The following is a 23,330-nucleotide window of genomic DNA, read 5'->3' as shown; positions in this document are numbered from 1 at the left end:
AAGACTATCATGAAAAAATATATCAATAAAATATTCATATTAGGCAGCTTGCTTTTCTTGGGTTCATCCTGCGAAAGCGACGCCGAATTAACAACATTAAAATCTGTTAGTTTTCCATCAGAAATCAGCGTTTCATCCAATACAATAGTATTAACAGAAGACACTGCAGAAGATCAGGCATTACTAGTTTCTTGGCCATCCGTTTCTTTTCCTATTGAAGCTCCAGTAACTTACGCCCTTCAATTTGATTTAGTTGGAGATACAAGCGGCTCTAACGCTTGGTTAAAAGCAAAACGAATTGAAGTTGGCACCGATGTTTTAAGCAAAACTTTAATTGGTCAGGATCTAAATAAAATTGCTGTCGATTTAGGACTTCCAATTGATACTCAAGGAAAATTAGTCGTTCGCGTAGAAGCAACAATGGATCGCAAAGTCTATTCAGATCCAGTTACTTTGACTGTTACTCCTTATGAAAAAAGTGTTGTTTTCGGCGAAATTTATATGCCTGGAGCCTATCAGGGAGAATGGAATGTAGACACTGCTCTTGCTTTAACGGCTATCGCAAAAGGTGTTTATCAAGGTTATGTTACGGTACAACCAGGTTATGGCCCTGTATTTAAATTAAATCAGGGAAGAAATTGGGAACAGTACTATGGTGCAGGTGCTACTAACAGCGACCTACAAAACATGAGTACGAAAGATTTTGCGCTTCCGGGCGAAGGTTCGTATCAGGTTAAAGTAAATCTAAATACTTTAAAATGGACAGCTACACCTTACTCTTGGGGTATTGTTGGTGATGGAACTTCTGGAGGCTGGGATAACAGTACACCAATGAATTATGATTACCAGACAAAAACATGGAAAATAACCGCAGTTTTGGTTCCAGGAAATGTAAAATTCAGATTAAATAATAACTGGACAATCAATTACGGACCTAAGAATACAACAGATGGAATTGTGTATTTAGATGATCCAGGCGCTCATTATGTTGGCGAAGGCGGTACGTATGAAATCACATTCAAAATAAACGATGTTGATCCTGCAACTACTGGATATCCTCCAACAGCAACTTATACAATCACAAAAAAATAGATAAAAATTAAGTTTAGTTTGGTTTGAGTTTACCTGTCTTTTTACTTCGAAAGGCAGGTTACTTCTCAACCATTTAAAATATAAAAAGTAAAATCATGAAATTTAACATAAAAATCGTGTACGCATTACTGCTTACATTGGCATTTGTTTCGTGCAGTTCATCTGACGACGATACAAAAACACCAGAATCTTCATATACACAATATGGAGCTCCTTTTGAAAAAATGCCAAAGAAAGAAGATGCTATAATCTATCAGGTAAATATTCGTGCCTTTAGTCAGGCAGGAACATTAAAAGGCGTTCAGGACAGATTGACACAAATTCAGGAACTGGGAGCAAATGTTATTTATTTAATGCCTATTTATCCTGTTGGAAAAGAAAGAGCTTCAGGCGAATTAGGATCTCCTTACGCGGTAAAAGATTATAAGGCCGTAAATCCAGATTTCGGAACGTTACAAGATTTGCAGACTTTAGTCGAAGAAGCGCATAAAAAAAACATGGCAGTTGTTTTAGACTGGGTTGCCAATCATACTGCTTGGGATAATACTTGGATTACACAACATCCAGACTGGTACCAAAAAGATGCAAGCGGAAACATTATTATTCCGCCAGGAACAAATTACAATGATGTTGCTCAATTAAATTTTAATAGTACTGAAATGAAAGATGCGATGATCGACGCCATGTCATACTGGGTTTACAACGCAAATATTGATGGATTCAGATGCGATTATGCTGATTTTGTTCCTCAAGATTTCTGGTCTGATGCTATTTCAAAATTGAGAAAAATCAAGAAAAATCAAACCATTTTAATGCTTGCCGAAGGTTCTAAAGTAAATCATTTCGCATCAGGTTTTGATTATACGTTTGGATTCAATTTCTTCAGAACGTTAGAACAGCTTTTCAAAAACAACAAACCTGCTACAACTATTCAGGATTCGAATGCAACTGAATATGCAAATAATTACAATCCAGAAAATAGAGTTGTTCGTTACACAAGCAACCATGACGTAAATCTTTCAGATGGAACTCCATTAGAACTTTTTGGAGGTAAAAAAGGATCAATTGCAACTTTTGTCGTAGCTGCTTATTTAAAATCTGTTCCAATGATTTATAATGGTCAGGAAATTGGTTACGATAAAAGATTAAATTATTTTGCCAAAACACCAATCGACTGGAGTACTGCTGATACTGAAATGCTGGCAGAATACAAAAAAATCATTGCCTTTAGAAATACAAGTAATGCCATTAAAAAAGGTACATTTACAGGTTACAGCAGCGATGCCGTAAGTGCATTTACGATGGAAAAAGATGCAGAAAAAGTTTTTGTACTTTCTAACTTAACCAATTCAACAGTAAAACATCTTATTCCAAATACTTTAAAAGGAAACTGGAAAGACGCTTTTACTGGAGCTGCCGTAACTGTAGGTTCTGAAATAACACTTCAACCCTTTCAATATTTAGTATTGAAAAATTAATATTCTTATGCAGCTTTAAAACCTAAATTTGCAAAAAACTTAATAACATGAATTTTCAATCCCAAAAATCATTGCTTCAAATTTGTTTGAGCAAAAAAACAGCGTTTTTATTTTTTCTTCTTGTCCACACATTATGGATTCACGCACAAGAAATAACTTCGCCAGACAAAAATCTTTCTTTAAAATTTGAATTAAAAGAAGGCGGTGTTCCGTCTTACCAATTATCATATAAACAAAAAGCAGTTATAAAACCAAGTTCTTTGGGCTTAGAACTGCAAAACCTGCCTTCGTTTTTGGATGGTTTTACCATTACAAATACAGCACAATCTTCTGTTGATGAAAATTGGAATCCAGTTTTAGGCGAAGAAAAAACAATTCGCAATCATTACAACGAATTGGTTGTCACTTTAGCTCAGGCAAAAAACAACAATAGATTTATTCGCATCCGTTTCCGTTTATTTAACGACGGATTGGGATTTAGATATGAATTTCCGAAACAAAATGATCTAAGTTATTTTGTAATAAAAGAAGAACGTTCTCAATTTAATTTGGCTGGAAATCATAAAATTTTCTGGATTCCAGGAGATTATGATACCAACGAATATGCGTATACAACCTCAAAAATTTCAGAGATTCCTTCGTTGATGAAAAAGGCGACGATCGAAATCAATTCGCAGTGGCCCATAAAAGAGCTTTCTGTTCAAACGCCGTCAATGATGAAATCTGATGATGGTTTGTACATCAACATTCACGAAGCTGGATTAATCAATTATCCGGCAATGTACCTTGAAGTTGATGCAGTAAACAACAAAATGATCAGTCATTTAGCACCAGATGCGGTTGGCGCAAAAGGTTATATGCAGACAGATGCACAATCGCCTTGGAGAACTATTGTAGTAAGCGATAAAGCAACAGATATTTTAGCTTCAAAATTAATTTTGAATTTGAACGAACCAACAAGTTATAAAGATGTTTCGTGGATTAAACCCGTAAAATACATTGGAATTTGGTGGGAATATTTCGTAGCCGGAAAAAGTACGTGGGCTTTTGGAAAAGAAAACAATGTGAAATTAACAGATGATTTTACGAAACTTACTCCAAACGGAAAACACGGTGCTACAACAGAACGTGCCAAAGAATATATTGATTTTGCATCTAAAAATGGTTTCGATGCCATCCTTATCGAAGGCTGGAACATTGGCTGGGAAGACTGGATTGGCAACTGGAAAGAAGAAGTTTTTGATTACGTAACGGCATATCCAGATTTTGATGTAAAAGCAGTTCATGAATATGCAGCTTCAAAAGGAGTGAAAATTATCATGCACCACGAAACTTCAGGATCGGCAACCAATTACGAAAGACGTTTAGATCGTGCTTTTCAATTTATGAATGACAACGGTTATGACGCTGTAAAAACCGGTTATGTTGGAAAAATTATTCCGCGTGGCGAACACCATGATGGTCAATGGATGGTCAATCATTACATCAATGTAGCCAAACGTGCAGCTGATTATAAAATTATGATTGACAGTCACGAAGCCGTTCGTCCAACAGGTTTACACCGAACTTTTCCAAACTGGATTGCTCAAGAATCTGCTCGCGGAACGGAGTTTGAATCTATGGGAGGTTTAGCGCCAGATCATACTACGATTTTACCATTTACAAGATTAATTGGAGGTCCAATGGATTATACACCTGGAATTTTTCAAACCGATCTTTCTTATTACGGAACAGGAAGTTCACAGCGTGTTAATACCACTTTGGTAAAACAATTGGCATACTATGTAACTATGTACAGTCCGTTGCAAATGGCAGCAGATATTCCGGGGAATTATGAGCGTTTTCCAGATGCATTTCAGTTCATTAAAGATGTTGCTGTAGATTGGGACAATAGTTATATTCTAGAAGCTGAACCTGGAGATTACATTACAATTGCGCGTAAAGCAAAAGGCAAAAACGAGTGGTTTATTGGTGGTATTACAGATGAAAATGCAAGAACTGCCAGCATTTCATTTGACTATTTACCCGCTGGAAAAAATTTCATCGCCACAATTTATGCTGATGCTAAAGAAGCCAACTGGAATGTAAATCCTCAGAAATATACCGTTACTAAAGTTATCGTAAACTCAAAAAGCAAACTGAAGCAATATTTAGCTCCAGGCGGAGGTACAGCTATCAGCATCAAAGAAGGAAATTCTACAGAATTAAAAGGATTGAAAAAGTTATAATTTAAGAAACTTAGGTTCTAAGTTTTTTGCCACAAATTTCACGAATTGACACGAGAATTAGCTGCAGATTAAATTTGTGCTAATTCGTGAAATTCGTGGCAGAAACTTATGCTCATTAATGAGCAAAAAATTAAAAAATTTACTACTTGAAAACTATTAACCACAAAATGTTTGTCGAATTTAAAAACAATGCGAGTGAGAATGAATTTTAGTTAGAAATGCCGACAAGCATTCAAAAAACTATTATTATGAAAATCAAAATTACCACTAGATTATTTCATATTACCAAAGCATTAGTTTGCTTTCTATTATTATTATTTGCAAGCTCCGTTTATGCGCAGGATCCTCCGCAATACGGAACACCTTTTGCCGGTGTGCCTGATCCGAGAGATGTCAATATGTATCAAGTACATATACGTCCGTTTAGTGCTAACGGAAATTTAGCAGGAGTAACCGCCCGATTAGACAATATAAAAGCACTCGGCACAAATGTTATTTATTTAATGCCGATTTACCCGCATGGAACAGATTCCCGAAGTTCGGCTTCGCCTTATTGTATTAAAGATTTTAAAGCCGTAGGATCAGAATATGGTTCGCTTGCAGATTTAAGAACTTTAGTTGATGGCGCACACAGCCGCGGAATGGCCGTAATTCTAGATATTGCTATCAATGGAACTTCATGGGATCATGGATGGACAACTTCTCATCCAGAATATTATAAGCGAACTGGAACAACGATTCAGCAATTAGGAAACTTCTCCGATATTGCTGCGCTTGACCTTAATAGTTCGGCTACACGAGATGCTATCAAAGATGCTATGCGTTACTGGATTTTCGCTGCTAACATTGATGGTTATCGCTGCGATTATGCTAATAATCCTCCTTTAGATTTCTGGTCTGAAGTCAACTCAAATCTTCGAAGTATTTCTTCTCATAATTTATTAATGTTAGCCGAAGGAGACAGACAAGAAAATTTTCAGGTTGGTTTCGACATGAATTATGGCGACAGATGGTTTCACAGCGGTTTATATGATATTGCTAATGGAGGACCAGTTTCTCAAAGACTTCAAGACCAATCTACTTATGAATATGCTAAAGCAACCGGAAATCAGCAAATAGTTCGATATACTGGTAACCATGATACGTACACCAATGATGATGGCGTAAGAAGACCGTTCGTAGCCTTCAAAAATCATAACGGAATTGTTGCGAACTTCTTAGTTTCGGCATATATGAAAGGTGTTCCCTTTTTAATGAGCGGACAGGAAATCGACTACGAACCCAAAACAGATTGGCCGTGGACAAACTTCAAATTCAACTGGTCTCAAAACCCGACAGCTGCCGCAGATTTCGCCAAAATCTTAAATTTCAGAACTACTAGTGCTGCCATCAGACGTGGTGATTTAACCATGTATGCAAATGATGATATCAGTATTTTCACTAAAACATTAGGTACAGAAAAAGTAATCGTAATGTCGAATTTGAGAAATGCCTCAAAATCGTATGTAATCCCAGCGGCTTTAGCAGGAACTTATGTAAATCCATATAATAACAATGCCTCTGTAACTTTAACAACAGGCGCGACAAGAACATTTGCTGCTTTTGAATATTTGGTTTTAACGAATACCAATGCGCCTGTTGTGGCCGTAACTGGAGTTTCAGTTAGTCCGACAACGGTAACTGTTGGTTTAGGCACAACACAGCAGTTAAATGCAACGATAGCTCCTGCAAATGCCACAAACCAAAACGTAACCTGGACATCCAGCAATACTGCAGTTGCTACTGTAAATGCATCTGGATTGGTTACAGCCGTTGCAGCAGGAACAGCAACTATTACAGTTAAAACAGTTGACGGAAACAAAACGGCTACTTCTGCTATAACTGTTGCTGCAATTCCAGTTTCTTCTGTGGCAGTTTCCCCAACTTCTGCAAGTCTGTATGCTGGAAATACACAACAGCTTTCGGCGACAATTTCTCCAGCAAATGCCACGAACAAAAATGTAACATGGAGTTCCAGCAACAACGCAATTGCAACGGTAAACTCAAGCGGACTTGTAACGGCAGTTGCTGCAGGAACAGCAACGATTACAGCAACAACACAAGACGGAAATAAAACAGCGTCTGCAACAATTACAGTAAATCCGAATACGAATTTTACGGTTTATTTCTATAAACCATCAAACTGGGGAACTGGAATTAAAATCTATTATTGGAGTGCTTTACCAACAGGAGTTTTAGCAAATGCAACCTGGCCGGGCGTAAACATGAGCGATGCAGGAAGCGGATGGTACAGTTATACATTTACCAATGTAACCTCAACAAATTTAATTTTCAACGACGGAACCAATCAAACTGCCGATTTAAGCAGAAACAAAACCGGCTGGTATATGAACAACACTTGGTACGATTCTAATCCAGGAACGGGCGTTGCCGTTACAAGTGTAACTTTATCTCCAACCACTGCGGCTTTATCGGTTGGTGCAACACAGCAATTAACGCCAACAGTTTCGCCATCAACAGCGACAAACAAAGCCGTAACTTACAGTTCAAACAATACTGCTGTGGCAACAGTAAATAGTTCCGGATTAGTAACTGCTGTAGCAAATGGAACAGCTACAATTACCGTTACAACTGTTGACGGAAATAAAACGAGTACTTGTGTCGTAACAGTTTCTACAACTTCTACGGGAGGAACATATTATACAATTAAAAACAGATGGACAGGAGCTTATTTATCTGATGCCGGGACAAATGTTGGCTACGGAACAACGGTTTCTGGAAACAACTACAAATGGCAGAAAATCGCTATTGATGCCACTTATTTCGTTCTTAAAAATGCAGCAACTGGAGAGTTAATTAATATTGAAGGTCAAACAGGAACTGTTCAATGTAATATAACAGATACTACTTTCTGGAGTGCACAATGGTCAAGCGATTATATTGACGGAACCTGGGTAAGATTAAGAAATAGATGGCAGACAGGAAATATTATTCATGTTGAAAATCAAACAGGATCTGCTCAATATGGAAATTCACAAGACGGCTGGTTGAGCGCACAATGGCAGTTGGAACCAACTACTGTTGGTACATCAAAAATGGCACTAAATGTTGAAGAAGTTTCAACAGCAGAACCTGTAATTGGTATTTATCCAAATCCTGCAATAAACAATGAATTTCATATTCTAATGCCAGAATTAGCAAATGGCGATACTGCCGAAATTTTCGTTTCTGATTTGAATGGAAGAAGTCTTTTAACCGAAAAACTTTCTTCTTCAGGACAAGTTAATCATCATTTATCTTCAGGCATTTACATTGTAAACATTATTTCTAAAGATTTTAATGTAACTAAAAAACTAATTGTTAAATAATTTTTTTCGCCGCGAATTCACGAATTTAATTTAACCTAATTTGTGAATTCGCGGCGATTTTTTTTAAAAAGAATAATTTAAAGCAAACCCAAAATTATTATTTAATGTAATATCATTATTGATTACGGAAGGTTTAAATGCTAATTTCTCGCTTACATTAAACTGCGATAATGCCGCATCGATATTAGCATCAATAATATTCAAAACGTAAAAACCAACTATAAATAGGGCTGATAAATCTCTGTTCCTTTGAAATTGTTTCTGAGCAGAAATCAATTGACTTTCACTTAATCCAGCTAAATAATCTGAGTTACTCGTATTTCCTTCCAATCTGCTTTTATATTCATCTCTGTATATATTGTACTTTTTTTGATTGTCGATATATAAATAAGCGCTTGTGCCGATTGCTCCATAAACTAAAGGAACTTTCCAGTATTTTTTATTGTAAACCTGACCTAAACCTGGTAAAATAGCTGAATAAAATGCTGCTTTTGCGGGACGAAGCGGATCAATTGTTTCTGATCTAAGAGTGTCATTTAAGACAATTTTAGTTTTTTCCTGAGCAAAAAGAGAAGTTAATCCAAAAAATAAAAATAGGAGGATGAATTGATTCTGCATATAAAGTTGTCTTTGAAAATTTGATCAAAGAAAACTTTTTAGTTCTAAGGTTTTTCTTAAATAAAAGATAAATAAAACTTAATGTTATTTACCACGAATCACAAAAATCAGGACTAATTTTTATTTTTCAAGCTTTAAATTATTTCGTGCTAATTCGTGTAATTCGTGGCAACACTTTATTCTATACTATTCCTCAAACAACTCCATCAACTCCAAAGCACGTTTGATAGATTTCACATTTTCAAAAGTCAATAATAAACGTAATCCGTTTACGGTTTGTTTTTCTTTCATTTTGCAAAGATTACTATGCTTCTGAACAAAATTTAAAACATTTCTAAACTTCACCGACTGATAGTAATCAGATTGCTGGTCTGAAACAAAATAACCAATCATTTTGCCTTGTTTCAAGACTAATTTCTCGATTCCAACACGAGTTGCAATCCATTTTATACGGATGCTGTTTAGTAAGGCAGTTGCTTGTTTTGGCAAAGGTCCGAAACGGTCAATTAGCTTTCTTTCGAATTCCTGTAAACCAGCTTCGTCTTTTATAGCGCCTAATTCGTTGTATAAAACCAAACGTTCCGAAACGTTATTGATATATTCATCTGGAAATAATAACTCAAAATCGGCATCGATTTGAATGTCTTTTACATATTCCTTAGTATCAATATTATTTTCTTCTGGATACAAATCTTTGAATTCGTTTTCTTTCAATTCTTCAATTGCTTCATTCATGATTTTTTGGTACGTATCAAAACCAATTTCGTTTATGAAACCGCTTTGTTCTCCGCCCAATAAATCTCCTGCACCACGAATTTCAAGATCTTTCATGGCTATGTTGAAACCGCTTCCTAATTCGCTGAATTGCTCCAAAGCCTGAATACGTTTTCTTGCATCTTCCGTCATAGATGAATATGGTGGGCAGATGAAATAACAGAATGCTTTTTTGTTGCTTCGTCCAACACGCCCGCGCATTTGATGTAAATCTGATAATCCGAAATTGTTGGCGTTATTAATGAAAATCGTATTGGCATTTGGAACGTCCAAACCACTTTCGATGATTGTCGTTGCCACCAAAACGTCGAATTCTCCATTCATGAAACCTAACATCAATTCTTCGAGTTTTGCACCGTCCATTTGTCCGTGGCCAATTCCGACTCTTGCGTTTGGAACCAAACGCTGAATCATTCCTGCCACTTCTTTTATATTTTCGATTCTATTATTGATAAAGAAAACCTGTCCGTTTCGCTGGATTTCATACGAAATCGCATCACGAATGATCTCTTCATTAAAACCAACAACATTCGTTTCAATAGGATAACGATTTGGCGGAGGCGTTGTAATTACAGACAAATCTCTCGCCGCCATTAAAGAGAATTGTAAAGTTCTCGGAATTGGCGTTGCTGTTAATGTCAACGTATCAACATTTGCTGCAATAGTTTTTAATTTATCTTTTACGTTAACTCCAAACTTTTGTTCCTCATCAACAATCAACAAACCTAAGTCTTTAAAAACTACATTTTTGTTGACCAATTGATGCGTTCCAATTACAATATCCAATTTACCTTCGGCTAAATCTTTTAAAGTTTGTGCTTTTTGTTTTGCCGTTCTAAATCGGTTTAAATAACCAATAGAAACTGGCATATCTTTCAATCGTTCCGAAAAAGTTCTATAATGCTGATAAGCCAAAATAGTCGTCGGAACCAAAACGGCAACTTGTTTGCTATTATCAACCGCTTTAAAAGCAGCACGAATCGCAACCTCTGTTTTTCCGAAACCAACATCACCGCAAACCAAACGATCCATTGGGCGATCGCTTTCCATGTCGGCTTTTACTTCTTGTGTCGATTTAGTTTGATCTGGCGTATCTTCATAAATAAACGAACTTTCTAATTCGTTTTGCAAATAACTGTCCGGCGCAAACTGGAAACCTTTTTCTAAACGACGTTTTGCATACAACTGAATTAAATTGAATGCAATATGTTTGACACGCGCTTTGGTTTTTTGTTTTAAAACTTTCCAGGCGTTCGATCCTAATTTGTAGATTTTCGGCGGTGTGCCGTCTTTTCCGTTATATTTCGAAATTTTATGCAGCGAGTGAATGCTCACGTACACGATATCATTATCGGCATAAACCAATTTTATGGCTTCTTGCGTTTTGCCTTCTACTTGAATTTTCTGTAAACCGCCAAACTTCCCAATTCCATGATCGATGTGTGTTACATAATCACCAACAGAAAGTGCTGTTAATTCCTTAAGCGTAATATTCTGCTTTTTAGAATAACCGTTTTTAATGTTGAATTTATGATAACGTTCAAAAATCTGGTGATCGGTATAAGCCGTTATCTGATTTTCTTCATCAATAAAACCTTGGTATAAAGGCAGTACAATAGTGTTGTATTGTTTTCTGATATTCTCAGAATTAGCTTCGTCCAGCGATTCAAAAATATCATGAAAACGTTTGGCCTGCGTCTCATTCGAACAGAACAAATAATTTTTGTATCCGTTAAAATGATTATCACTCAAATTATTCAGCAATAAATCAAATTGTTTGTTGAACGAGGGCTGAGGCTGAATATGAAATTCGAATTTTTTAGTGGTTTTAAAAATTGGTTTTGAAGCCAATTCTACTATCGAAAAATCTAAAGCTCGTTTGATAAACGAAGCCTGATTTAAAAATAATTGTTCTGGTTCGGCATGTTTTATTTCTCCCGAAAGTTTCGAAAAAGCTTCTTCTGCCCTTGCAAATTGTTTGTCTAACTGACTAAAAAGTCCATCAGTATTTTGAATAAAAAGTACTGTTTTCTCAGCAATATAATCTAAAAAGCTTTCACGGTTTTCCTGAAATATCTTGTTTTCGACATTCGGAATAATGGTGATTTTTTTATGCGTTTCAACAGATAATTGTGTTTCTACATCAAAACTTCTGATGCTGTCTACTTCATTTCCGAAAAATTCAATTCGATACGGATGATCATTTGAAAATGAGAATACATCGACAATACCTCCACGAACCGAAAATTCTCCCGGTTCTGTAATAAAATCGACTCTTTTGAATTCATATTCAAATAAAACTTCATTAATGAAATCAATTGAAATTTTATCGTTTAAAGAAACTTTTAAAGTGTTTTTATCCAATTGCTGGCGCGTCACTACTTTCTCAAAAAGTGCTTCTGGATACGTAACAATTATGGCCGGTTTTTTTCGGGAATTTATTCGGTTTAAAACCTCAGCGCGAAGCAAAACATTTGCATTGTCTGTTTCATCAACTTGATAGGGACGACGGAATGAAGCGGGATAAAACAATACATCCTGCTCGCCAATCATCTGCTCTAAATCGTTTAGGTAATACGCAGCCTCTTCTTTATTGTCTAAAACAATTAAAAAAGGAAGTTCGGTTTTTTTAAAAACAGAGCGGACAACAAATGAAACTGCAGATCCCAGCAATCCGCTGAGATGCATTTTTATCTGATTTCCTTCCAGTAAATTTGATGCAATCTGTTGTGCTTTTGGCAGATTGTCGTATATCGTATATAGTGCGTTTTTACTCAATTCTAGGTTTATTTTGATCTAATGGCGGCGTAGAACTCGGTATCGCACGCGTGGTGTCTAACATTCTAAGGAAATCTGCTTCTCCTTCTTCTTTCGGAATTTTGGCTTTTTCGACAATTTTATCCATTTGTCTTTCCAGCGAAATCAATTCTTTGTTGATTTCTTGTATCAAAAAAACCACTTTATCATCTGGAACTTTATTTAAATGAATAAATAAATCCATCATTTTTATTTTGGTAATTAAAATAGAAATACGGCTTTTTATTTGAGGTACATTAAATTCTGCCGGAATATTGTTATTTAAAGCCATTGCTTTTTTAGAAATAGCAGCCGATTTTTTCTGAAATGCTCCAATTGTTTTTCTTGGCTTATCTCCAATCTCTTTCATAAACTCTCGCCATTCTGTCCAAGAATTTAATTTTTGTTCTGAGATTTCATTGATCGGTTCATCAATAAACGTCCAGCCTTTATTTATATTATTAAAAATAGCTTCTTTCTTTTTTGCTTCTTTTTCATTTTCAGCAAGACGTTTTTCATCTTGATTTTGACATGAATTCAACACAAAAACAAAAAGCAGAAAAAGAGATATCTTATATTTCATTTGGTAAAACATTAAGCTACAAAGTTACAAAGTAAATTTACAATTACGAATTCTGATTTTTGCCTTTGATTCACATAAATTACTATCTTTTTTTTACGACAGATTATGCAGATTTAAAATAATTTTCTTTGGTTTTATTATCAATAGAAATGATCTTTTACATAGATTTTTGAAAGGCACAAAGACACACCCTTGTAAAAGAGAATTATCCAACAAACAAACTTTTTAATTGTTGAATTTATAATTTATTCTTCAAAAAAGCGCAAGTAATTGCGAAAACGTTATATTTGTATCTCTAAAAATCATCGAAAAATGAATCCTAAAATATTGATCATTGGTGCCTGCGGTCAGATTGGAACAGAGCTGACGCAAAAACTGCGCAAATTATACGGAACCGAAAATGTAATCGCTTCTGATATTCGAAAATTAAATACTGATGTTGTTAATTCGGGACCTTTTGAAGTGGTCAATGCTTTAGATTTTAATCAAATTGAACATTTGGTAGAAGTTCATCAAATTACTGATATCTATTTAATGGCGGCACTTTTATCTGCTACTGCTGAAAAAAATCCAGCATTTGCATGGGATTTGAATATGAATTCGCTTTTTCATGTTTTGAATTTAGCGAAAGCAAAAAAGATTCAGAAAATTTTCTGGCCTTCGAGTATTGCAGTTTTCGGACCAACGACTCCAAAAGAAAACACTCCACAATATACTGTAATGGAACCTTCAACAGTTTACGGAATCAGCAAGCAAGCTGGAGAAAGATGGTGCGAGTATTATCATAATATTTATGGTGTTGATGTTCGAAGTATTCGTTATCCTGGTTTAATCAGCTGGTCTACTCCTCCAGGCGGCGGAACTACAGATTATGCTGTTGATATTTTTTACAAAGCGATTGCTGATAAAAAATACGAATGCTTTTTATCGTCTGAAACCAAAATGCCGATGATGTATATGGATGACGCTATTGATGCAACGATTAATATTATGAAAGCTCCTGCTGAGCAGATTAAAATACATTCTTCTTATAATTTGGCTGCAATGAGTTTTACTCCGACAGAAATTGCAAATGAGATTAAGAAACATATTCCTGATTTTGAAATCACTTATAATCCAGATTTCCGTCAAAAAATTGCTGACAGCTGGCCGGCAAGTATTGACGACAGTTCTGCCAGAGAAGACTGGAACTGGAATCATAAATTTGATCTGGAATCTATGACAAAAGATATGATCGAGCATTTGAGTTAAACCTTAATGATCTAAAAATAAAAAGTCCCGTTTATTAATTTAAACGGGACTTTTTTTATTCTTTAAATGAAGATTATTTCACGTCAAAAACATTGTTTGCAGCTTTTACATCAGCCATTAATCCGCTTGGATCAATAGTGATTTTTTTGATTGCAATTTTGTTTTTATCGATTGTAAAACTATAGTTTTGCTGTGCCCAAGCCCAGTCTTCTAAAACAGTTCTTTTTTGATTTGGATTTGGATTCGGTTTAATAAAATTCATCATTCTTAACGGAATGTAGAAGTTCTCAGAGGTTCCGTCAGTATAATCTACTTTTAAGTCGATTGGCATTGGCATTCTTCCAATTCTCTCCAAAGTTACAGTTGTTTTTCCTGCATTATCAGCAACGTCTTTAATTCCGTAATCAATCGTATTTAATGTTTGCGTCCAATCTGTTAAATACCAATCTAGCTCAGCTCCAGAAACTCTTTCTGCTGTTCTTTTGATGTCATTTGGAGTTGGATGTTTGAATTTAAAATCGTTGAAATATCTTTTTAAAGTAGCATCAACATTTTCTTTTCCAATTACATATTCTAATTGAGAAAGAAAAATACTTCCTTTTACGTAAGAAGAAATACTGTAAGGACGGTTTTCGTCATAGCGATCTCCGTGTGTACTTTGCGGCTGTTCTTTTCCAGAATTTACTAAACTGTAATAAGCAGCATAATTCCCTTTAAATGGATTTACTTCTTTTTTATCTCCCTTTAATTCGTTCAAAGCGCTGTCTTCAATATAAGTTGTAAAACCTTCATCCATCCAAGGATGTTTGGATTCGTTTGAAGCTAAAATATGCTGAAACCAAGAGTGTCCTAATTCGTGTGTTGCAGTCCCAAGAATTCCTTCCAGTTTTCCATTTCCTAGCATTAAGGTACACATTGCATACTCCATTCCACCGTCTCCACCTTGAATAAATGAATATTGTTTGTACGGATAAGCTCCAACTCTTTGGTTGTAATAATCCATTACTTTTACCATCAATGGCTCTAATTGTTTCCAGTTTTCTGCCACTTTTGGAGTGTTTTTATAGAAGAAATGCAAATCAACATCGTTTGGTCCTTTTACAATATCATGTGCATATTCTTTGTCTGCTGCCCATGTAAAATCGTGAACATTTGGAGCAATAAAATGCCAAGTTAACGTTTTTGCTTTTTTAGGATAAGTAACCGTCACACCAGCATCTTCGTAACCGTGTCCAATTGAATTTTTGTCTTGTAAATATCCAGAACCTCCAATTGTATATTCTTTATCGATTGTAATTTTTACATCAAAATTTCCCCAAACACCGTGAAATTCTCTCGCAATATACGGATCTGCGTGCCAGCCTTCGAAATCAAATTCTGCTAATTTTGGATACCATTGTGACATCGAAAGTTCAATTCCCTCCGAATTATTTCTTCCCGAACGACGAATTTGCACTGGAACTTGTCCGTCAAAATCTAATGTGAAGGTAGTTTTTGAATTTGGTAAAATTGGTTTAGCCAAAGTAACTTCTAGAATAGTTCCTGAAACTCTTGTTTGAGCTGCAGTACCATCCTGTTTAAAGTTTGTGATTTTTAAAAATCCAATTTCATTTGGTTTTAAAGTTTCAATTCGGCTTTGTTTTACATCTTTTCCGTCTGCACCTTTTACTTTATTTACCATTCTTCCGTCTGGATCTTTGATAAAATGAAGACGCGCATCCATTTCACTTCCTGGCTGAAAAGCATTTGGAAACAAATGATAGAATACTTTTCTTAAAGTATCAGGAGAATTATTGGTGTAAACCAATTCTTGTTTTCCTTTATACTGATAGTTTTTTACATCCATTGAAACCTCCATTTTGTAATCGGCGTGTTGCTGCCAATATGAGGTGTTTTGAGCAAAAGCTGTGTTTAATCCAAAGCTCAGGAAAGAAAGTAAAATAATTTTTCGCATGTTTATATGTAATAGAAAATGGAAGAGCGCGAACTCTTCCATTAGATTAATAGTGTGTTATTCTTTATTTTTTAGACATCTTCTCTGCCATTAATAAAGCGTTGTAAGCATTTACCATTTTTGCAGTTTTTGATGATTCTGCAGAAGAAACCGCTACTGGTTTTTCATTTGGATTTGGATTTTCTCCCAAAATAACTTTAGAAGGAAGTGCAACTCCAGAATCCATCAAAATCTTCTTAACTTGAGCAGCTTTTAATTTTGGGTAGTAAGAACGAATTAAAGCCGCAACACCCGCTGCATTTGGAGATGCCATTGAAGTTCCTTGTAAATATTTGTATTTATTGTTTGGAACTGTTGCGTAGATTTCTTCACCTGGAGCAAATACGTCAACATTAATTTTTCCGAAGTTAGAAAATGGTGCAACAACCGTTTCTCCGTATTCTTTATTGATTGCTCCAATTGTGATTACATTATCAGCAAATTCTTTTACGTTGTCTTCTGAATCATTTGGATAATTGATATTTTTTGTCTCATCAATATTGTATCCGTCGTTTCCTGCAGCATGTACAATTAAAACGTCTTTTTTAGCTGCATATTTAATAGCATCGTAAACCCATTGTTTGTGAGGAGAAAAGCTTTTTCCGAAACTTCCGTTAATTACTTTTGCACCATTATCTACTGCGTAACGAATTGCTAAAGCGATATCTTTATCATACTCATCACCGTCTGGAACAGCTCTCACAGTCAGAATCTCAACGTTTGGCGAAGCAACTCCGTCTCCTCCTAAATTGTTTCCACGGATTTGTGCAATGATTCCAGCAACGTGAGTTCCGTGAAGTGCTTTTTCTTTATCTGGACCAAAAACAACATTATTTCCATAATGATTGTCTTTAATATCTTCTGGATTATCGCCTACGACTTTTCTTCCGTCAAATTCTTTATTTAAATTATAATTCAATTGATCGTAAACTTGCTCTTTATATTCTCCAAAATCAGCTTCTGGGTTAAAAGTTGGACCAGCATTTGTAAAAATTTGAGTCATTATTGCTTTTGCTCTAGCAACTTTTGAATCTGTTGACGTAATAGATGCTAAATCCTCAACTTTATAATCTGTCTTATTTAGTTCTTTTTTGATAGTATTATGAATATCTAATAAAAAATCAACTTGTTCTTTATCTTTTAGAGCTTTTTCGTATTTCTCGTTGTATTGGGCTAAAGCTTCTTTGTATTGAGCAGAACCATCGTCTCCTTTTTTGACAATACGTGTCATTTCAAGATTTTCATTAACAGCATTTCCAAGGAAATTCCAGCCGTGAACATCATCAATAAATCCGTTTTTATCATCATCGATTCCGTTTCCAGGAATTTCTTTTGCATTAGTCCAGATCATTCCCTGCAGATCTTCATGTTCGATATCTACACCAGAGTCTACAATACCAACAATAACTTTATTGCCTTTTTTACCTTGAAGCAATTCAGTTAAAGCTCTATCAACACTCATTCCTGGGATAGAATCTTTTACTAAATCAAGATGACTCCATCTTTTTAGTTCGTTTTCACTAACTGGTGCTTTTTTAACAACTGCTAAAGGAGCAACAATTGGTTGTTTTGGCACTGATTTTTGCGCTTGCAAACTTGCACTGCATCCTGCTAAAACAAGTAATGCAAAAGCAGATAATTTAAGAGGTTTTATATGACTCATGTATCTATTATATAAGTAAAGTTAAAAGATGGGTCTAAATTATGCTTTTTTGTTACAAAAAACTAACTGTTAACAATGTGTTATGAAATTTTAATTAAAATTTACCATCATGAAAATTAGCATAAACAATTAAAATTCAAATCATTGTAAAGCATCTACATATTAAAAACTCTATATTAAAAAAGAATAACGTGAATAATTGTCCACTTATCAAAAAAGCTTACAACTATATTAAATGATTTAGAGAATCATATTTAAAAAAATGAATGAATATAAAACTTAATCTATTAGTAAATAAACCTCCGCTTAAAAAATCTCCTCGCAGGTAAAAACCTCTTTTAATCGAACTTCTTTATCCGTATGTTCAACTGTTATTATTTGGTTGTGTGCATCATGTTCCAGAAACAAATAATATGATATGAGTTGATATAATGGAATTTGAATCAGATACTTATTGAATGGACCGTAGTATCTTTAGATTGAAACATCAATTCTTTTTTAAAACTTAATCAGTTTAAGATAATAAATTATTCTAAATTTTAACATGTAAAAACTTATAATTATGGTCGTTTTTATTTATTTTTGCAGATAAAATATTATTTTATTTATAAATCTGATTATTGTAAACAAATTTTTATGAAAATAAAATTACTCTTATTATTGCTATTGGCAAATTTTTGTATTTATGGACAGTATACTACTATCTCAGATGTTAATTTTGAAAACAAATTAATCAGCTTGGGTATTGATTCAGGTGCTCCAGACGGTCAGGTTTTGACTTCCAATGTAGCTACTTTGACTTTTTTGAATGTTAGCAACAGTTCTATTACTGACATTACAGGAATTGAAGATTTTACTGCGTTAAGATACTTCAATTGTAATAATAATAGATTGACTCAATTAAACTTATCTCAAAACACCGCATTAACCAATTTAGAGTGTGGTAATAATCTGTTAACAACATTAAATCTTACTAATAATCCTCTCTTAAGTAGCCTGCAATGTGCAAATAATAACTTAGCATCGCTTGATTTTTCTAACAATACAGCAATAAAAATTATTGACTGTAACCACAATCAGCTTACAAGCATAGATGTTTCTCAACAGTTATTGCTGGAAGGCTTAGATTGTAGATATAATAACATCAAAATTCTCGACGTCTCCACTAATTTGAAACTTGATCGCTTATGGTGTAATAATAATTTACTAAAAAGTCTCGATCTGAGTAAAAATAATAAACTGAGTGTGATGACAGCGCACTCAAATTTGTTAACTTATTTAAATATAAAAAACGGAGCCAATTATTTATTCAATCCTAATGCTTCTTATGCCACATTTTATGGTAATCGCCTGGAATGCATTCAGGTGGATAACGTAGAAGATGCTAATAAAATCTGGTCTCAAGTAAAAGATCCCATGACAAGCTTCAGCACAGACTGCGGAGCGTACACATTAATTCCAGATGTCAATTTTGAGAACAAACTCATTACACTTGGAATTGACCGAGATGGTGTTAACGGAAAAGTTTTGACTTCAAATGTTGCTTCAATAACAACATTAAATATTTATGGGAATTCAATTGCTGACTTGACAGGAATTCAGGATTTTACCAGTTTGACAACCCTAGATTGTTCTAATAATCAAATTACCACTTTAGATCTTTCAAAAAATATAAAATTAATTAATTTGAGATGTACTCAGAATAAATTAACGACTATCGATATATCAAGGAATATAGATTTGCAAGATTTGTCTTTGTCTTCCAATAAATTGATTACAATTGATGTTTCTAAGAATTTAGCACTAAATACGTTAGGACTTTACAACAATAACCTCACGAGTCTAGATATATCGAATAATTTGGCGTTGAAAAACTTATATTGTAATGAAAATCAAATAACATCAATTGATTTATCTAAAAATTTAGCATTAAATACATTATGGATTTCTTCAAATAAATTGACAAATTTAGATTTATACTCTAATTTAAATTTAACTTCATTAAATTGTGATCGAAATCTATTAACTAGTTTAGATCTTACCAATAACACTACATTAACATCGTTAAACTGTGCCTCTAATAATCTGAACTGTATTCTGGTTGATGATGTAGCTTATGCCTTCAAAAACTGGAGCATTACAAAAGATGCCACTGCGAGTCTCACTAAAGACTGTAACGCTGTTACATTAATTCCAGATATCAATTTTGAAACTAAATTAATTAGTTTAGGCCTAGATTCTGGAATTCCCGATGGAAAAGTGCTAACTATCAATATTGCACCTATTAAAGAATTAGATGTAAAAGGATCTGAAATTACCGATTTAACAGGAATTGAAGCATTTAAAGAATTAGTCAACTTAAATGTGGACGATAATCAATTGCTGTCATTAAACCTTTCCTCAAATACAAAGCTGCTGTCATTAAGTGCAGAAGAATGTCAGTTAAAAAATATAGATCTTAGAGCAAACACTTTATTAGAATTTTTATTACTTAATAAAAACCAATTAACAACACTAGATGTTTCTTCCAATTCAAAATTGACTGGATTGCATGCTTCTGGAAATAAATTAAAAAATATAAATATTAATACAAATACTTTATTACAACATTTATCACTTAGTGACAACGAATTAGCAACATTGGATATTTCTTCAAATACAAAATTGATTGGAATATTAGCTTCTAAAAATAAATTACAAAATATAAATCTAAAAGCGCAAACTTTACTCCAATATTTAATACTTAATGAAAACGAATTAACAACATTAGACCTTCCTTTAAATGCAAAATTATATTGGTTAAATATCAATAGTAATCAATTGACTTCATTAAATATAAAAAATGGAAACAACACTTTATTGACCGATATCTCAATTTTAGACAACCCAGAATTAAAATGCATTCAGGTCGATGATGAAAATTATTCAAATACAAACTGGGCAGAAAGAAAAGACCCAACAACCGTTTATTCAACAAACTGTACTACTTTAGGTGTTGAAGATTCTGTTTTCGACAAAGTAGTAGTTCATCCAAACCCAACAAAAGGAGAAATAACTATTGATAATGCTTCATTAGACAAAGCAACAGTTTACAATTCATTAGGCCAATTGGTAAAATCTTTTACTTTAAATAATGCAAATACAAATAATACGATCGATTTATCTGGTTTACCTAGAGGAGTTTATTATGTTTATTTAATCAATGGAGATGCTGCTTCTGCGAAAAAAGTAATTGTAGAATAATCACTATTCGTAAAAATTAAAAATCCCATTTTCATTCAGTTGAAAATGGGATTTTTTTATAGTTTAATTTCTATCTAAAGAATTTCTTCGCAGGTAAAAACCTCTTTTAATCGAACTCCTTTATCTGTATGTTCAACAGTTATTATTTGATTATGTGCATCATGTTCCAGAAACAAATAATGATTTTGGTCTGCTGCTAAATTCAAGAATTTTGATTTTTCTGGCATCGTCAGCAATGGTCTTGTATCGTAACCCATAACATAAGGAAGTGGAATGTGTCCGGCAGTCGCTAATAAATCGGCACAAAAAACGATTGTTTTATCTTGGTATTTGATATAAGGAATCATTTGTTTTTCGGTGTGGCCGTCTACGTAGAAAATTTCAAAGCCCATTTCTTTTGAAAATCCAAAATCGGTTTCTCGTCTTTCGATGAAATTCAATTGTCCGCTCTCCTGCATTGGTAGAATATTTTCAGATAAAAAAGACGCTTTTTCTCTTGGATTTGGTTTTGTAGCCCACTCCCAATGATTTTCATTTGTCCAGAATTTTGCATTTTTAAAAGCTGGTTCATATCCTGTTTTATCCGAATTCCACTGAACACTTCCGCCGCAATGATCAAAATGAAGATGTGTCATAAAAACATCTGTAATATCATCTCGGTTAAAACCGTATTTTGCTAAGGATTTATCTATAGAATGCGAACCCCATAGTGAGTAATAGCCAAAAAACTTTTCCGATTGCTTATCGCCCATTCCTGTATCAATTAAAATCAAACGATTTCCGTCTTCGATCAATAAACAGCGTGCGGCAATATCAATGAGATTATTAGAGTCAGCAGGATTTGTTTTGTTCCATATTGTCTTTGGAACAACACCAAACATAGCACCGCCATCTAATTTAAAATTTCCAGATTCGATTGGGTAAAGTTTCATTAGTTTGATTTTTGTAAAAGAACAAAGCTAGCAAATACAAAATCCTTTTACTACAATTTATTTTTAAAAAACGCTTATTCTAAGGTAATCGAAGCGCTTCCCATTATTTCCTGCTTGTCGAAGAAATTGACAAAATAGGTTCCTTTTTTAAACTGGTCATTTAGAATTCCATACACATTTACCGATTTACCCTGAAAATCTGTGCTCACAATAAAACTATATACCAGAGCTTTATCATTTCCAAATTCAATCAATTTATTATCACCCAAAACATTATTCTTCTGGTCGAGTACTTGAATGTAAAAGATTCTTTTTCCTGTTTTTGCAACAGCATTTCCATTAACAGTAAAAATAGCTTTAAGTTTTTTTGTACTTTTTGCCTTTGTAGTTTCCAGTTCTGCTCCCGAGCTTTTTTCGCGCAGAGCAATTACTTTAAAATTGCTTAGAGAAAGTTTTGATGCATCTTTTAAGGTAGACTCTAATTTCTTTTGTTTAGAAATAAGTGTATCATTTTCTGCTTTTTGGTTGTACATTACAACATTCTGACTTTCAATTTCTGTCAATAAATTTTTATTCTGAGATTTCAATTTCTTAATTTCTAACACTTTTCCTTCTAAAGAAAAATTCAAATCTGAAAGTTGATTTCTAAATATTTTAATTTGAGCAGCAGATGGATTTTGAGAAGCCTTAATGATTTCCATTAAATTCTCAACATTCTTACGCTCTAGCTCCAACTCTTGAGATAGCGCCGTTTTTTCTAAAATTGCAATATCGTACGCAGCCTTGAGTGTATTTAGAGAATCTAAAATATTTTTTTGTTCCGTGTTTTCTGTATTAACAAATGGAATTTTGGAAGTACTTTCTTTTTTAACCTTATTTTCATTTTTATCAGACTCATTGCTAAAAACTAGTACTGCAGCACCTACTCCAAAAACAAAAAATACTGCAAAAAAGATTTTTACCCAATTATTTTTCTGTTGTTTTTTCATAATTACTCACAATTTATTGCAAAAGTACCAATAAAGCATGGGTTGTAATTGAGTATAAATACTTGTTTTTTAACATTTATAGGCAATAAATTCAATTTAAAATCGTAAAATTAATTTATTCGAATTATTAGCCTCTTTTTTCAGGTTGATTTTATCAAAATAACTAATATCTATTTTCTCATTTGTTATAATAATGTGAACCGTTATGGAAAAAGGTTTTTAAGTCGTATCTTTGCAGATAATTTCTATTTAACATTGAAAATTAGCGCTTTAAATCTGTACTAAATTAATTACAGACAAGAAATGCTTATTAAAAAACAAA

General features: G+C 33.9%; 13 protein-coding genes and 1 pseudogene. 6 read left to right on the top strand and 8 right to left on the bottom strand.

Annotated elements, in window-relative coordinates; all coding sequences use genetic code 11:
• The first annotated feature begins 9 nt into the window (after window positions 1-9).
• The 4 genes from ASE40_RS04705 (at window position 10) to ASE40_RS04690 (ending at window position 8,166) form a co-directional block, all read left to right on the top strand.
• Entirely contained in the window at window positions 10-1,092 is a 1,083-nt protein-coding gene (locus ASE40_RS04705; protein ID WP_057115657.1) for a SusE domain-containing protein, read from the top strand.
• A 95-nt stretch (window positions 1,093-1,187) separates the two neighbouring features.
• Complete coding sequence (locus ASE40_RS04700) at window positions 1,188-2,570, top strand: alpha-amylase family glycosyl hydrolase (RefSeq protein WP_057115654.1); 1,383 nt, start codon at window positions 1,188-1,190, stop codon at window positions 2,568-2,570.
• A gap of 47 nt (window positions 2,571-2,617) precedes the next feature.
• Window positions 2,618-4,798, top strand: coding sequence for a glycoside hydrolase family 97 protein (locus ASE40_RS04695; RefSeq protein WP_082586745.1), 2,181 nt, complete (start codon window positions 2,618-2,620; stop codon window positions 4,796-4,798).
• A gap of 248 nt (window positions 4,799-5,046) precedes the next feature.
• A complete protein-coding gene (locus tag ASE40_RS04690) occupies window positions 5,047-8,166 on the top strand; it encodes an Ig-like domain-containing protein (protein WP_198530106.1) in 3,120 nt (1,039 codons plus the stop codon).
• A gap of 63 nt (window positions 8,167-8,229) precedes the next feature.
• On the opposite strand, the gene ASE40_RS04685 is transcribed toward ASE40_RS04690, so the two are convergent.
• From ASE40_RS04685 to ASE40_RS04675, 3 genes are all read right to left on the bottom strand, one after another.
• On the bottom strand, window positions 8,230-8,784 hold the full coding sequence (locus ASE40_RS04685; protein WP_057115649.1) for a DUF5683 domain-containing protein: 555 nt from the start codon (window positions 8,782-8,784) through the stop codon (window positions 8,230-8,232).
• 186 nt (window positions 8,785-8,970) lie between these two features.
• Window positions 8,971-12,336 (bottom strand): transcription-repair coupling factor, encoded by a 3,366-nt coding sequence (gene mfd / locus ASE40_RS04680; protein ID WP_057115646.1) that lies wholly within the window; start codon window positions 12,334-12,336, stop codon window positions 8,971-8,973.
• Window positions 12,329-12,937, bottom strand: a complete 609-nt coding sequence (locus ASE40_RS04675; protein WP_057115989.1) for a hypothetical protein — start codon at window positions 12,935-12,937, stop codon at window positions 12,329-12,331. The genes mfd and ASE40_RS04675 overlap by 8 nt, the downstream gene beginning before the upstream one ends.
• A gap of 312 nt (window positions 12,938-13,249) precedes the next feature.
• Here ASE40_RS04675 and ASE40_RS04670 point away from each other — a divergent pair, with 312 nt between their 5' ends.
• Window positions 13,250-14,188 (top strand): L-threonine 3-dehydrogenase, encoded by a 939-nt coding sequence (locus ASE40_RS04670; protein ID WP_057115643.1) that lies wholly within the window; start codon window positions 13,250-13,252, stop codon window positions 14,186-14,188.
• Window positions 14,189-14,261: 73 nt separating this feature from the next.
• Here ASE40_RS04670 and ASE40_RS04665 read toward each other — a convergent pair whose 3' ends face one another.
• The 3 genes and pseudogenes from ASE40_RS04665 to ASE40_RS22270 all read right to left on the bottom strand — a co-directional run.
• Complete coding sequence (locus ASE40_RS04665) at window positions 14,262-16,142, bottom strand: M1 family metallopeptidase (RefSeq protein ID WP_057115641.1); 1,881 nt, start codon at window positions 16,140-16,142, stop codon at window positions 14,262-14,264.
• A 64-nt stretch (window positions 16,143-16,206) separates the two neighbouring features.
• Window positions 16,207-17,844 (bottom strand): S8 family peptidase, encoded by a 1,638-nt coding sequence (locus ASE40_RS04660; RefSeq protein ID WP_057115639.1) that lies wholly within the window; start codon window positions 17,842-17,844, stop codon window positions 16,207-16,209.
• Window positions 17,845-18,150: 306 nt separating this feature from the next.
• A pseudogene (locus ASE40_RS22270) lies at window positions 18,151-18,261 on the bottom strand (MBL fold metallo-hydrolase); the annotation flags it as partial.
• Between the two features lie 219 nt (window positions 18,262-18,480).
• On the opposite strand from ASE40_RS22270, the gene ASE40_RS04655 reads away from it, so the two are divergent.
• Entirely contained in the window at window positions 18,481-21,087 is a 2,607-nt protein-coding gene (locus tag ASE40_RS04655; protein WP_057115637.1) for a leucine-rich repeat domain-containing protein, read from the top strand.
• Between the two features lie 74 nt (window positions 21,088-21,161).
• On the opposite strand, the gene ASE40_RS04650 is transcribed toward ASE40_RS04655, so the two are convergent.
• Both ASE40_RS04650 and ASE40_RS04645 read right to left on the bottom strand, forming a co-directional pair.
• On the bottom strand, window positions 21,162-22,019 hold the full coding sequence (locus ASE40_RS04650) for an MBL fold metallo-hydrolase (RefSeq protein ID WP_057115635.1): 858 nt from the start codon (window positions 22,017-22,019) through the stop codon (window positions 21,162-21,164).
• Window positions 22,020-22,093: 74 nt separating this feature from the next.
• Window positions 22,094-23,008 carry a hypothetical protein gene (locus ASE40_RS04645; protein ID WP_057115632.1) on the bottom strand — a complete coding sequence of 305 codons (915 nt, stop codon included), beginning with the start codon at window positions 23,006-23,008 and terminating at the stop codon, window positions 22,094-22,096.
• Between the last annotated feature and the right edge of the window lie 322 nt (window positions 23,009-23,330).

Origin of the sequence: Flavobacterium sp. Root935 (assembly GCF_001429295.1) — a bacterium.
Classification (GTDB): domain Bacteria; phylum Bacteroidota; class Bacteroidia; order Flavobacteriales; family Flavobacteriaceae; genus Flavobacterium.
Note: the sequence above shows the minus strand (reverse complement) of the source record. Positions and strands in the feature narration are given on the sequence as shown.

Coding starts and splice junctions, on each gene's coding strand:
- ASE40_RS04695 (WP_082586745.1), top strand. CDS start 2,618: ATGAATTTTCAATCCCAAAAATCATTGCTTCAAATTTGTTTGAGCAAA.
- ASE40_RS04655 (WP_057115637.1), top strand. CDS start 18,481: ATGAAAATAAAATTACTCTTATTATTGCTATTGGCAAATTTTTGTATT.
- ASE40_RS04700 (WP_057115654.1), top strand. CDS start 1,188: ATGAAATTTAACATAAAAATCGTGTACGCATTACTGCTTACATTGGCA.
- ASE40_RS04670 (WP_057115643.1), top strand. CDS start 13,250: ATGAATCCTAAAATATTGATCATTGGTGCCTGCGGTCAGATTGGAACA.
- ASE40_RS04690 (WP_198530106.1), top strand. CDS start 5,047: ATGAAAATCAAAATTACCACTAGATTATTTCATATTACCAAAGCATTA.
- ASE40_RS04660 (WP_057115639.1), bottom strand. CDS start 17,844: ATGAGTCATATAAAACCTCTTAAATTATCTGCTTTTGCATTACTTGTT.
- ASE40_RS04685 (WP_057115649.1), bottom strand. CDS start 8,784: ATGCAGAATCAATTCATCCTCCTATTTTTATTTTTTGGATTAACTTCT.
- ASE40_RS04675 (WP_057115989.1), bottom strand. CDS start 12,937: ATGAAATATAAGATATCTCTTTTTCTGCTTTTTGTTTTTGTGTTGAAT.
- ASE40_RS04645 (WP_057115632.1), bottom strand. CDS start 23,008: ATGAAAAAACAACAGAAAAATAATTGGGTAAAAATCTTTTTTGCAGTA.
- ASE40_RS04650 (WP_057115635.1), bottom strand. CDS start 22,019: ATGAAACTTTACCCAATCGAATCTGGAAATTTTAAATTAGATGGCGGT.
- ASE40_RS04665 (WP_057115641.1), bottom strand. CDS start 16,142: ATGCGAAAAATTATTTTACTTTCTTTCCTGAGCTTTGGATTAAACACA.
- ASE40_RS04705 (WP_057115657.1), top strand. CDS start 10: ATGAAAAAATATATCAATAAAATATTCATATTAGGCAGCTTGCTTTTC.